This is a genomic window from Bradyrhizobium sp. CCGB01 (assembly GCF_024199795.1).
Classification (GTDB): domain Bacteria; phylum Pseudomonadota; class Alphaproteobacteria; order Rhizobiales; family Xanthobacteraceae; genus Bradyrhizobium.
Map to the genome: position 1 here is coordinate 1,717,502 of NZ_JANADK010000001.1, position 12,246 is coordinate 1,729,747.

8 protein-coding genes and 1 pseudogene are annotated in these 12,246 nt (G+C 56.4%); 3 read left to right on the forward strand and 6 right to left on the reverse strand.

Annotation, left to right across the window (positions count from 1 at the left end):
* Positions 1-95: 95 nt before the first annotated feature.
* Positions 96-1,082, forward strand: a complete 987-nt coding sequence (locus NLM25_RS07790; protein WP_305887579.1) for a nodulation protein NodZ — start codon at positions 96-98, stop codon at positions 1,080-1,082.
* A 248-nt stretch (positions 1,083-1,330) separates the two neighbouring features.
* A pseudogene (locus NLM25_RS07795) lies at positions 1,331-2,148 on the forward strand (IS630 family transposase).
* A gap of 844 nt (positions 2,149-2,992) precedes the next feature.
* Here the strand turns inward: NLM25_RS07795 and NLM25_RS07800 are convergent.
* Entirely contained in the window at positions 2,993-3,397 is a 405-nt protein-coding gene (locus NLM25_RS07800) for a hypothetical protein (protein WP_254136586.1), read from the reverse strand.
* Between the two features lie 220 nt (positions 3,398-3,617).
* On the opposite strand from NLM25_RS07800, the gene nifA reads away from it, so the two are divergent.
* Positions 3,618-5,435, forward strand: a complete 1,818-nt coding sequence (gene nifA / locus NLM25_RS07805) for a nif-specific transcriptional activator NifA (RefSeq protein ID WP_254136587.1) — start codon at positions 3,618-3,620, stop codon at positions 5,433-5,435.
* Positions 5,436-5,914: 479 nt separating this feature from the next.
* Here the strand turns inward: nifA and NLM25_RS07810 are convergent, their stop codons facing one another.
* From NLM25_RS07810 to NLM25_RS07830, 5 genes are all read right to left on the reverse strand, one after another.
* Entirely contained in the window at positions 5,915-6,148 is a 234-nt protein-coding gene (locus NLM25_RS07810) for a hypothetical protein (protein WP_254116345.1), read from the reverse strand.
* A 507-nt stretch (positions 6,149-6,655) separates the two neighbouring features.
* Positions 6,656-7,393: a transglycosylase domain-containing protein gene (locus tag NLM25_RS07815; RefSeq protein WP_254136588.1), complete on the reverse strand. Its 738-nt coding sequence runs from the start codon at positions 7,391-7,393 to the stop codon at positions 6,656-6,658.
* A gap of 1,278 nt (positions 7,394-8,671) precedes the next feature.
* Complete coding sequence (locus tag NLM25_RS07820) at positions 8,672-10,213, reverse strand: class I adenylate-forming enzyme family protein (RefSeq protein WP_254136589.1); 1,542 nt, start codon at positions 10,211-10,213, stop codon at positions 8,672-8,674.
* Between the two features lie 327 nt (positions 10,214-10,540).
* Entirely contained in the window at positions 10,541-11,212 is a 672-nt protein-coding gene (locus NLM25_RS07825; protein ID WP_254141128.1) for a hypothetical protein, read from the reverse strand.
* Positions 11,213-11,244: 32 nt separating this feature from the next.
* Entirely contained in the window at positions 11,245-11,994 is a 750-nt protein-coding gene (locus NLM25_RS07830; protein ID WP_254136590.1) for a hypothetical protein, read from the reverse strand.
* Positions 11,995-12,246 lie beyond the last annotated feature (252 nt).

Below are 12,246 nucleotides of genomic sequence, written 5' to 3' on the forward strand. Positions count from 1 at the left end.
GCACCGCGAACGGTGATGACGGATGAGGCCGTCGGGCGAGGCCGTGCGTCTAGTTACCCGATCCCGAATACTGCCGAGATGTCCAGGAAAGTAACATGCTTGTTGATCTGCCTATGAAGGAAAGGTTCGTTGTTTCTCGACGACGTACTGGTTTTGGTGATTGCTTGTGGTCCCTCGCGGCTGCCTGGCAGTACGCCAAGCGGACAGGGCGTACACTGGTCATCGATTGGCGCGGCTCTTGTTATCTCGATGAACCCTTCACCAACGCCTTTGGGGTCTTCTTCGAGCCAATTCAAAGCATCGCGGGCGTACGCGTGATTTGCGATGAACAGATCAATCAGCTCTCATTTCCGGGGCCATTCTTTCCAGCTTGGTGGAATAGGCCATCCATCGACTGCGTTTATCGACCAAATGAGCAGATTTTTCGCGAGCGTGACGAGCTCCGGAGGCTCTTCGAAGATCAAAATGATACTCACGCGAATACTGTAGTATGTGATGCTTGTTTGATGTGGGGTTGTGATCAGGACGCGGAGCGACAGATATTTCAGGCGGTCAAGCTGCGGTCGGAAATTCAATCGCGGATTGATGCAATTTATCAGGAGCACTTTGGCGGCCGCAGCGTAATAGGTGTTCATGTTCGACACGGCAACGGTGAAGATGTCATGGGGCACGCACCTTACTGGGTAGATCCGCAGCTGGCCTTGGGGCAGGTATGCGCTGCCATTGAAAAGGCCAAGGCGTTGCCCCACGCAAAGCCAGTTACAGTATTTTTGTGTACGGACAGCCCGAAAGTGCTGCGTCAGGTGTCCGCCTGGTTTCCCGACCTCTTTTCGATCTCAAAGCGCTTTCAAGCGGATCAGGCAGGACCATTACACAGTGCAGAACTGGGCGCGGAGGGTGGGTTTTCTGCCCTGATCGAGATGTACCTCCTCGGTCGATGCGATACCGTAATCCGTTTTCCGCCGACCAGCGCCTTCACGCGCTATGCGCGCCTTGTCGCGCCACGCGTTATTGAGTTCGATTTGAACGATCCGAGCCGTTTGATCGTCTTCGATGGGGAGGCCGTTCGCAAGAACTCGTAACCTGCAGAGCCACACGCGTGCGGCTCATGCCGCCTTTTGCATTTGCTGTGTCGTTACGCCGCCGGGTGCGTTGGCAAGGGATCTTTCAAGGACCACCGAGCCGAGTGAGGGGAACAATCTTCCTGGGTTCGAGATGAGCCTCGACAATCGTGCCGTTAGAGCATTTCATTGCTTAATTGGATTGGAGGGGATTCCGGTTTTGGCGGATTGTGATTCAAGATGCTGACTGGATTGGAGGCCAGCATCGCATGACCCGACCTCTTTCCCTGGATCTTCGCGAGCGTGTGGTGACGTCGGTTTTGGCGGGCGAGAGCTGCCGGTCTGTGGCGGGACGGTTTGGTGTTGCGGTCTCGTCGGTTGTGAAGTGGTCGCAGCGGCGGCGGGCGACCGGCTCGGTTGTGCCTGGCAAAATCGGCGGTCACCGCAAGCTCCTGCGCCGGGAAGGGCTGCGGTTTGAAAAAACCACTGTTCGCGCTCGAACAGGTTCGCGCCGACGCCTCTCGTAAGCGCCGGCGTTGGCGATCCTGGCAGGCCGGATTTGATCCGGGCTGGCTCGTCTTCATCGATGAGACCTGGATCAAGACCAGCATGGCCCCTTTGCGGGGCTGGGGCCCCAAAGGGGTGCGCCTGCGCGGCTTCGCCCCGCACGGTCACTGGCGTGCCCTCACATTCCTCGGCGCACTCCGCCATGACCAACTCACGGCACCTTGCGTCTTCGACGGCCCGATCAACGGCGAATGCTTTCGCGCTTACGTGAAGCATCTTCTCTCCTGCCAACCCTGCGCGAGGCGACATCGTCATTCTCGACGATCTCGGAAGCCACAAGTCGAGAGCTGTCAGACAGATGATCCAGGCTGCTGGCGCCAGGCTCTGGTACCTGCCGCCATACTCGCCCGACCTCAACCCGATCGAACAGGCCTTCTCCAAGATCAAACACTGGATGCGGCAAGCTCAGAAGCGCACCATCCAGGACACTTGGCGCCACGTAGGTCACCTCGTTCAGGACATCCAGCCTCGCGAATGCGCCAACTACTTCGCCAACGCCGATGCTTCAGTCAAAATTTGAAACGCTCTAGTGCGTTGGGGAGAGCTGAGGGCGACGCAGTGATTCCGGCAGAATGTTTGCTGGATGTACCTTTTGGGTAGGGGCAGACACACGCGTCTTTCGCGTACAGGCTAGTATGGGACCGGCGGCGTTGCTCCAGTAAACAACCAATGCGCCAAAACAACCGTCAACGTCGGACCACACGTAGCTCGGGTCCTTGTAGCTTGAACTTGTTGGACCACCAGTTCGACGAACCTGACGTATAAGGCTAGCCACGTCCGATCAGCAGAAGTTGCGAGCATCCTGCCATGAGGCGGTGGTAGCATGCACCAGACGCTCGTTGTCCATGGGCTCGCTACTGCGGCCGAGTGGCGTCAATTGGGTCGAGGGACGATAGATCGAAATGTGCCGGCAGAAGCCAGGTTCTCAGGACGCGCTGACAAAGCTAAGACTTTATTTGCCTGCGCATCGATCGGCGATCAAACTTAAAACGCGTGCCAGTGGCTCTGATCTTCGTTCAATTTGGCTGACAAACGACAAAATGCCTGCTTCAGGACGCATTGAAGTGTTTCCGACACAAGGGACCGTATTTCCCTAATTCAGCGAACAGGAAGCAGACCCGCTATGTCGTCAACCCGCTAAGCTGTTTGGGAGCGCGGCTTGCGCAATCTTGTCGGCTTCGCAGTGCACTGGCCCAAATCCTGCACGATCTACGCGTAAATGGATGTGGCAAGGGCAACATAAGATGCGTTTGAGTTCTGGACATGTTTGCCAATGCTGCGCTCCTGTCTTGCGCGGACGTCAATATCCCTTTCACGTCGCTGTGACTCGCGTGCAAATGGAGGCCGAAACACGCTTCTGTCGCCTAGGCGTCGCGGCTTCGGCCGGATGTATCGGTAGAATGTGGCGGCCCACTACGATCTATAGAGCGGTGAACGCTGCCGCTCCGCATGACCGAACTCGAAAGGTCTCGGCGTATACGGTTGCTGGCGTTGTGCAGCGCGTCCGTCTCAGCCGAAGGCCCGGATGGCGCGCCGCTTACATTGTCGATAACGCCAGTCGAAATGTGGAAGAGGCCATCCGACATCAGTCCTCTGGCGCCATTCTTGTCGGCATCGCGGCAGCGCTCGGTGTTCTGATCGCGTCTTTGCAGCGCGAAGTAGTTGCTCGCACGCAATCGCTCGTAGGTTGGCATGTCCAGCTCAAATAGCCTGAAGCGCAATGGCGAGAAAGCGATAAGCAAATCGTTTTCTTGAATGAAAGAAATCACGTCAGTGTCTCAATTCGTAGCGTAGAACATATGTGACGACATGTGCATACGACGAGATGCCGCCAGCCCCGTGTTGCACTGCGCTGATGGGTTTTCAATGAAGTGTCTGCTCGACTTTGGGAAAGAGTGCGAATCGAATGAAAGCCTCTTGGTTACCGTCGTGCCATGAAAAGGTGTTATCTCCCACCGCTATCGGAGTTAGCGCGAAATCGAGAGTGAGATGCAAGACAATGTTTCGAAGTTCGAACTAAGTGCAAGCAAGGAGACGAAGGGCGGCGTCGACGTTGTCACGGTGCAAATTGCTTCCGAATGCGAATGGCCCGGCTCGGAAGGCGGGGTGAGTTATCCCGTGGACCTGCCGTTGAACGAAATCGCGCTCCGAGGAGTGCTCGAAATATCGAACATGCTCGCCAGTCCCTCGCGGCTCGAAGTCGCGCTGGCAAGCGTCATCGATCTGCTGCAGTCCTCTCTGCAGATGCGGCACGGTGTCGTCTCTCTCCTGGCAGACGATGACGTCGCGGAGATTGCGGTCGGAGCGGGCTGGAGCGAAGGAAGCGATGAGCGTTACCGCATGCGCCTGCCCCAAAAAGCGATTGAGCAGATTGTCTCCACGGGCATGCCGTTCGTGGCTGAGGACGTTGCTACTAATCCGGCGTTTAGCGCAGCTGATATGGAAGTGCTCGGCGCATCCGATCACATGCGGCTGTCGTTCATCGGGGTTCCCATCGGCGTCGATGGAAAAGTGGTGGGCACGCTATCCATCGAACGTTTGCCAGACATCGACGCGATGTTCCCGCTGGATTCCGATGTCCGGCTACTCACCATGATCGCCAACCTAGTTGGGCAGGCGGTGAAGCTTCATCGCCTGGTAGCGCGCGACCGCAAGCGCCTTATGGCCGAGAGCTATAGATGGCAGAAGGAACTTCTTGAATTTAAGCAGCAAGCGCGAGAACGGAAGAGAGTTCACATCGATGGTATAATCGGTACCAGTCCAGCGCTGCGGGGACTGCTCGACAAGATCGCTGTGGTAGCCAAGTCGAACGCTACGGTCTTATTGCGGGGTGAATCGGGCACGGGCAAGGAGCTGGTGGCCAAAGCAATTCATGAGCTATCCCCCCGCGCCAAGCGGCCGTTCATCAAAATGAACTGCGCGGCGCTGCCCGAGACAGTGCTGGAATCCGAATTGTTTGGTCATGAAAAGGGAGCCTTTACCGGCGCTCTCAATTCACGCAAAGGACGCTTTGAACTCGCCGACAAGGGCACTCTGTTTCTGGACGAGATCGGCGAGATCTCGGGCTCGTTTCAGGCGAAGCTGTTGCGGGTTCTTCAGGAGCAAGAGTTCGAGCGGGTCGGTAGCGGCCACACCATGAAAGTTGATGTCCGCGTGATTGCTGCAACCAACAAGGATCTGGAAGGGGCGGTGGCAAAGAACGAGTTTCGCGCAGATCTCTATTATCGCATTAGCGTGGTTCCTTTGCTGCTGCCGCCCTTGCGCGAGAGGCGCAGCGACATTCCGCTGCTTGCGACTGAGTTTCTCAAAAGTTTTAACGGCGAGAACAGCCGTACGTTAACGTTTGATCCGAGCGCCATGGAAGTGCTGATGAATTGCGGTTTTCCGGGCAATGTGCGAGAACTCGAAAATTGCGTGCAGCGGACTGCGACACTTGCCCCAGGGCCATTCATTTTTAGGAGCGATTTTGCCTGCTGCCATGGTCAATGCCTTTCTGCCCTGCTGTGGAAAAGCGGATTAGGTGAACCGAAGCCGCGGGCGGCGCTAAGTGGTGAGCAATCGGCGAAACCACCCATGTCAACCCCTGACGCAGCTTCGTCGATTGCCGTTCTGGCTCCGCCTGTCGAGGCTACGTCGGCCGATCATGCGGTCTTGAATGGTGCGAAACTGACGGATCGCGAGCGCCTCATTGCTGCAATGGAAAAGTCTGGCTGGGTGCAGGCGAAGGCAGCGCGTCTACTCGGACTAACGCCGCGCCAAATAGGTTACGCGCTGAGGAAGTATGGCATTGAAATCAAACGTTTGTGAGCAGCTGCTGGACTAGGTCTCCAATCCTGGACCCGAGCGTGCCAGAATCTGCGATGCTAGAGGACTTTTAGCCAAGTTGGCTATTGGACGACACTCATGCCACGTAGGTGTCAATGAGATACTTGGTGATCCTTTGCTATTTCGGCGGTCGGGGTCGCTATGACTCTTCCATGCCGGCACGGGGCCTGGAGTTTCGCTGAAGAACTCGTCTCTCGAAAGGCTAAGCGAGCCGGCGCGGTTGTTGAAGTCGTTGTAGCGGCAAGTTGCTCCCCGTAAATCAGATCTTTGTGCCGGAGGATCAGATCATCCGGGGTGCAGACAAAGTCCCACTCTGGCCGTGTCCTCAGTGGACGGTACAGATTGGGAGGAAGGACAGAGCATTGAGAGCTGCAATTACCAGGGCTGTAGCCCTGCGGAAGGGCGAAGATGAGAGCAGTTGGAGTTGCGGCCCAAGTTCGCGGCCTCCAGTGAGCGCGACGCTATGCCTCGGGGCGTCGTCCCAGTTCGGTTCGCAGATTGCAAATAGCGCTGTTGGCCAGATGCAGTACGTTCTTCTCACCTGTTCTCAATGAACGTTCCAGGTAGACTCGCAAGCGAGCGCGCAGCAACGACTCCGCATTATGCGTCAAGAATGGATCTTTCTCAATAAAACGCCATGACTTCTCAAACGCCACGCGGACCAGAGTCTCGTGCTTGAGTGAAGTGTGATCCATGAATACTAAACTCCAACAGATTATCCGAGCAACGGCTCGCCGCTGGTCAGAAATGGTAGGTCGCAAGCGGGCCCTTAACCGAGCGGATCATCGATAGTTATTCAGCTCGTAGGACGCGATTGCTAATGGTCTATACAGGTGTTTGTTGAAGCCATGATGACCGCGGCCGTGCAAAGTGTCGTCAGAACTTTCGCTAAGTGCGGTGTTCTATTAAACTTTAGAGAAGATTGTTGCCCTCACGGGATGGAAATCGATTCCAGCGTGTGACGGCCATTGCTTTCGTTTTCTCCAGATGCACCGAGCATTCGGAAACGCGCGAAAAGGTGGTTGTTCGATGCGTGATGGGGCCACCTGCTGTTTTCGCCTACGTCGATAAGGGCTTCAGAGCGGGTGCCTCGGTCCCCAGTGCCCGAGGATCTCTGAGCGACAATGCTAATTCGGGGAATTCACCTTGCCTCTTACGACTACTGTTGCAGCATTGGAGCGTGCTGAGCACTTGATCTTCAGTCATGAACCCGGTTTTCGACCAGGTTGTCCAGCACCGCGTTGGCGAGCACGCGCAGCGGTCAATTCGAAGTGAGGGGCATAACTCGTCGGCGCCTGGATCAGGCCGCCCTGCCTCGCAGCTTCAGCGAGATTCACCTGACGGGCCGGCTTATTGAAGTAAAAGCGGGCGGCGCCGTCGACACCCAGCGCATCACCACCCAGATTGACGCAGTTCAGGTACAGTCTCAGGGCTTCATCTTTCGTCAGGTTCCATTCTAGCCAGGCCGCAAGCAAGATCTCTTTGACCGTGTCCTCGATACTGCGCTTAGGGTTTGAAACCAGACTCCGGACGAGCTGCCGGGTGATCGAAGAGTCGACCTGGTGAACGCGATCGTTCTGCGTTATCATCAGGAAAGCGCGCAGAGCGCCCGCAAAGTCGATGGCGAATTGGTCGTAGAAGTCGCGGTTCTCGGTTGCGAGCATGGCCTTGATCAGCGCGTCGGGAAAGCCCCCGAGAGGGACCGAAACGCCATGGTCAACCGTTCCGCGACCAATCGGAAGACCGGCCTGGTCAAACAGACACGCTGTGACACTGGAGGCCTTTAGCCAATCCTCTTGCAGAGGAGCGCGAATAGTGGAGACCGCAAATGCCATCGCTAGAATCAGTCCGCCAAGAACGAGGGTCAGGACTTCCGAAAGGGGCTCGACCAGCAGCCAGCGCTGCCATCGCCTGAGAGAGAGGCGGTCTAGACTGGTCAAGTAACGCCCATGTAATGGGCGCTTTCTTGCGAGGAAGACTAGGACGGAATTGAAAAAAGGTTCGCGATCCGACAAGCAGTGCAGGATCGTGGTCCTCCAGTTCGGCGGTATAATCTGACCCACGTCAATCTCTTTCAGTTTTTACTATCTGCACGAGCCTTTGAGGACGCGAAGTGGCGTTGCTGAAGCGCCGCGGCAAAACCTAAGGCGATAGATTGCATATCTCAGATGGCTCGGTCATTTAATGTCCGGTTAAGTGCGAGGTTGACATATGCAACGCGTGACCCGCTGCGTCCAAAGGCGCTTGCGGCCGAGTGTGTACTGGTCGAGAAGGATCAAATTGCGATGAATGTGCCAGCCATTCGGTTGTGCACCTCTCTGATCCGGCGATGACAACTCGAAATGCAGTGAGTGAACGTGGGATGGATCTTGAGCGCCATATTTAACGTCAGTTCACATATTTGCAGAGAATTCCGGACGCCGGGCCAAGGGTCCGGAGAAAGGTACCTTGGAAAACTCAGACTGTTCAAATCGATCGGCCATGGTGCAAGAGGATCGGGGACCAGAACAACCGGAAAGCTGCCCGAGCTGCTGTTTGTTCGAGCGCCCTTTCGTACCGAAATACCAGGCATCGATGGGTCCTGTTGTCTGATGTGGAGTCTGCCCTCGAATCGGCGAGCACGTTCGGCCGCCCACATAGGCGGCAAGTGTGGCGCCTTCGCGCGGTTGCTGAAGCGACAAATCGGCAAAACCTGACAAATGTTACAAGTGCATCAGCTTTCGTGCGGAAAAGTTGGCGAGGATGTGTAACCGCTGCCGTTGATCTGGTCCGTGGCCAACGGTGTTTCGGGAGCGAGACGAAGTAGCCCGGAGGGAAAAGCGGTTGGCCCTGCGTATATCGGCGCCTAGCGTAATGGCCCGCCACTCAAGGGAAACCCCTTGAATTTTGTGGCAGGCGCGAGCTGGCGCAAACTAACTAATCAGCGTGATAGACGCCAGTGCTGGTATACCGAATAAGTCGCATAAGCGGCACTCCTGCACGATGTCTTTCATTTGAGACGCCAAAAGGAGGGCAAGCAGCAGGCAAGCAATAGGGCAGACTTCGGCAGCTGAAGACGGTGCAAACGAGCCGTCAGCCGAAGTCATGTTGAGGCAACGGGTCGGCTTTTCCCATCAAGTGCGCATCGGTGAGAGTTAGGCGCGCATGGCGCGGCCGCGCGCGGGTGAGCATCATTGGGGTGGCACAGGAAACGGTGCAAGCAAGCGAGGTTTCGATTGTCAATCGCTGAAGTCTTGCTCGGCTGATCGAGCATTGAGTTGTTTGAGCAAAGTATGCTGAATCTTGCCCAAGGCGGTTCGTGGCAATTCTTGCGTGAAAATGACTTCCCGCGGCACTTTGAAACGCGCGAGATGCGATTGCACATGTGTTAGGAGTGCCTCCGCGCTAATCTGGGCTCCGGATCGCTTGATCACATACGCGACCGGTACCTCATCCCATTGCGGATCCGGCCGGCCGATGACGGCGCACTGTGCAACATCAGGGTGCTCCAAAAGTACACGTTCGACTTCTGCCGGATAGATGTTTTCGCCACCAGAAATGATCAAGTTCTTCTTACGGTCATGAACCCAAAAATAACCGTCGGCGTCGCGACTAGCGATGTCGCCAGTACGATACCAGCCGTCATGCATCACTTCACGCGTGGCGGGTCGATCGCCCCAATACTCGTGCAAAACGTTGGGCCCGCGCACTGCGATCTCACCCGGCGTCCCCGCGGGCACCTCGTTACCGGCCTCGTCCATGACGATCGCTTCGCAGCAAAGTCCGGGTAGGCCGGTCGACCCCTCCCGCGAAAGGTCACCCCCGAGCCTCGTATAGATCGCAATGGGGCTCGTTTCCGTCGAGCCGTACACCTGGAGTACGGTCACCCCGCTTGTAACCAAGCGATCAATCAGAGGCTGTGGCACGGTTGTCGAGCCCACCGAGATGGCTTTCAATGACGACAAATCAGCCGTCGACCACCTATGGTCCCCTGTCAAGGCCTGGATGATCGCAGGCACCAGGACGGTCAAAGTCGGCCGATCGTGCTTGAGTGCGGCAAAGGTAGCGTCAGTCGTAAACCTTGAGTGGATGGTGACAGTCGCGCCAAGATGTAGTGCTGGCGTCGTCTGTATGTTGAGCCCGCCGACGTGGAAAAGTGGTAATACGGCGAGCACGTGGTCGTCGGATGTGAGGGCGTGCATATGCTGACTCATCACGCCGTTCCAAAACAGGGCTTCCTGGCGCAGCACAGCTCCCTTCGGCCGGCCTGTGGTCCCTGAAGTGTAGACGATCAGAAGCGGGTCACCGAGGTTCGCGCAGGGGTCGTGGCATCTGTCCCGCTGTATCTGATCCAATAGGTCATCCCAGGCGCTGGCTCCGGGAGCCGCAAAGTCGAGGCCCACAATCGCAACCTGGGGCAGTGTCTCTTCTAGAATCGGCAGAACTGCGCCAAAAGCTAGCTCAACAACCAGAACCTTGGCGCCGACGTCGGATAAGATGAAAAGCTGCTCGGTGAAGGCCAGCCGCCAATTTAACGGTACCAATATCGCGCCGAGCCGCGCGCAAGCGTACAGGAGAACGAGATAATCGGGGCGGTTGAGGCCGAGCAGTGCGACGCGATCGCCTCTGTTGACGCCGAGCGTAATTTTCAGAGCCCGAGCTGCACCGTTGATGCGTCGACTTAGGTCGGCGTAAGTTAAGGTCTCACCCTCGAAGTGGATCGCGGGCTTGTTAGGAGTAAACGCTGCGTTGCGCTCAATCAGTGTGCAGAGATCGGCCATTCCTCATCCCTAAATGTGGTTCTTAGCTGCTCATACCCGGGGCGTCGAACCCGCGCTCGTCTGCGCGCCTATTTGAAGGTCGGGATTGTGTATCACCTCTGTGAGGCTGACATAGCCAAACGACGGTCTCGCAAAACTGCACAGCGAAGGCGTTCGAGACGTACGTTATTCGTCGTACTGTCTTTGGCTTTTTGGTGTGCAAAGTGTTGTCTAGCTTAGGTTTGGTAGGTCGCGACCCCCGGGTCAGATCATGCCCGACTCTGAATGAGGACCTTACATCTCGTGAAGCCGATCGACCGCATTTCCCGTGTCGGCGTGGGGCACGGCTCAAAACGAACACTGTGGTATCACACTCAACTCGAGATCACGAAAGACGGTGTAGCTCCGCCGAATCCACTGGTGCAGTTCGGTCGACGAATCCTTCTCGTGGCGTAGATAGCCGGTGAAAGACAAGCCAAATCTGCGAATGTAAGTACTCAGAAACACCGGAAGCGCCGCGAACCGGAGCAAGCGGCCCCGACCCATCGTCTCGAACAATTCGCCGCGGACCACGAATTCGTTGTGAACGGTAATCAAGATGCGTGGCGGTACCTGCCGCCGTAGCATCTCATGGGCGCGCGCTGAGACGCGGTCGAGGTCAGCTACGAACATGATGATTGGTACCACGTTGTGCAGTATCGCCTCGCTCACGAAGTCGATCTCCCCACACATCTTGAAGAACTCGTCGAAAGCGTGGAAGCCAAGGTCGATCACCTTAGCCACGCCATCATTGAGAATCAGTCGATCGACCAGCTGCATCTTGCCATAGGTGTCCATGACATCTGCTGTCTCAGTGATGGCGGGTAGGTAGTCGAGCAACGACGGCTCCTTCAGGTTGATGTCGAAGGAGAGCACCGTACCGTTCTTCAAAAGCAGGAACTCGCTCAGGAGCCGCGCGATCAGCGTCTTGCCGACCTGCGGGCTCGCAGAGCAGATGATGTAGACCGGAGTTACCAAGATTGCGATCCAGTGGGGCGTAAGTCCTTGAGGGACTATCTTTCGCCCTCGCGGGTTACCGAATTGGCGCCGGCGAGCTCTGTCAGGTTGATGCGATCGTACTCGCGCCAGACATTGGCGAGCCAATGCCGGACGTACCCACGCAGCACAAAGGAGTAATTCTCGGTATCATCGTGCGGTCCTTTATTCGCGACGAAGCTGACGAACGGGACGGAAGCAACCTCAACCTGCTCGTAGGCCATCTCGTTGAGTTTTGGGATCGTTAGATCGGTCGCGTCTTTGATGCGGTGAAAATAGGAATTGTACGTAGACTGGTCCCATTGGAAGAACTGCGTGTCGTTGATGAAGTTCTTGACCAGGAAGTATTTTGCGCCGCCCATGAAATTGCTCGTCTCGGCGATCTCATCGAGCGAGGCGATAGACGATCCCAAGACATGGAATACGGCAAAGGTGATTTGGCCTGATCGCGCCGCGTCCAAGAAGCCTATATCGCGCAGCGACGCGAGAGCTGGAGACATCAGTCCTGCGCGCACGTCGATCACGGTGACGGATAGGCCCGAGTTCAGCGTGTCGAAGATCTTCATCTGGTCCGCGGTCCTCGTCATATCCACGATGTCGGTGATCGCGGGGTGGAAGCGCTTCAGCGTTCCGCGAGGCGACTCGGTATCAAATGCGCGGGTCTGAACGTTATTAGCGCTGAAATAGTCAAGCAGCGTTCGAGATACGGTCGTTTTTCCGACCCCACCCTTGTCCGCGCCAACCACAATCACAACTGGCTTTGCCATTGAACTTCCCTCATGATTTTCGTTCAACCCGTTTGACCGCGGGACCCCGCGATCAGCATTTCTCTGATCCCGCTTTCGATGCAAAACACAGCGGGAGCTAGTTCGATTTGCGAGATATCGACGGTGGCTATTGTTGGTAATGACGCCGCCTATTGCCCGGTTGGCATCGCTCGCATCTTTGGACGTGTCTACGTTTGAGTTGCTTCGTGACCATCAGAGCATTTTCTCCGGTTGGGGCATGTATGCGGCAGC

What these genes read in the sequence shown, in the direction of transcription:
- nifA (WP_254136587.1), top strand. Translation starts at nt 3,618, where the DNA reads ATGCAAGACAATGTTTCGAAGTTCGAACTAAGTGCAAGCAAGGAGACG.
- NLM25_RS07820 (WP_254136589.1), bottom strand. Translation starts at nt 10,213, where the DNA reads ATGGCCGATCTCTGCACACTGATTGAGCGCAACGCAGCGTTTACTCCT.
- NLM25_RS07790 (WP_305887579.1), top strand. Translation starts at nt 96, where the DNA reads ATGCTTGTTGATCTGCCTATGAAGGAAAGGTTCGTTGTTTCTCGACGA.
- NLM25_RS07830 (WP_254136590.1), bottom strand. Translation starts at nt 11,994, where the DNA reads ATGGCAAAGCCAGTTGTGATTGTGGTTGGCGCGGACAAGGGTGGGGTC.
- NLM25_RS07810 (WP_254116345.1), bottom strand. Translation starts at nt 6,148, where the DNA reads ATGGATCACACTTCACTCAAGCACGAGACTCTGGTCCGCGTGGCGTTT.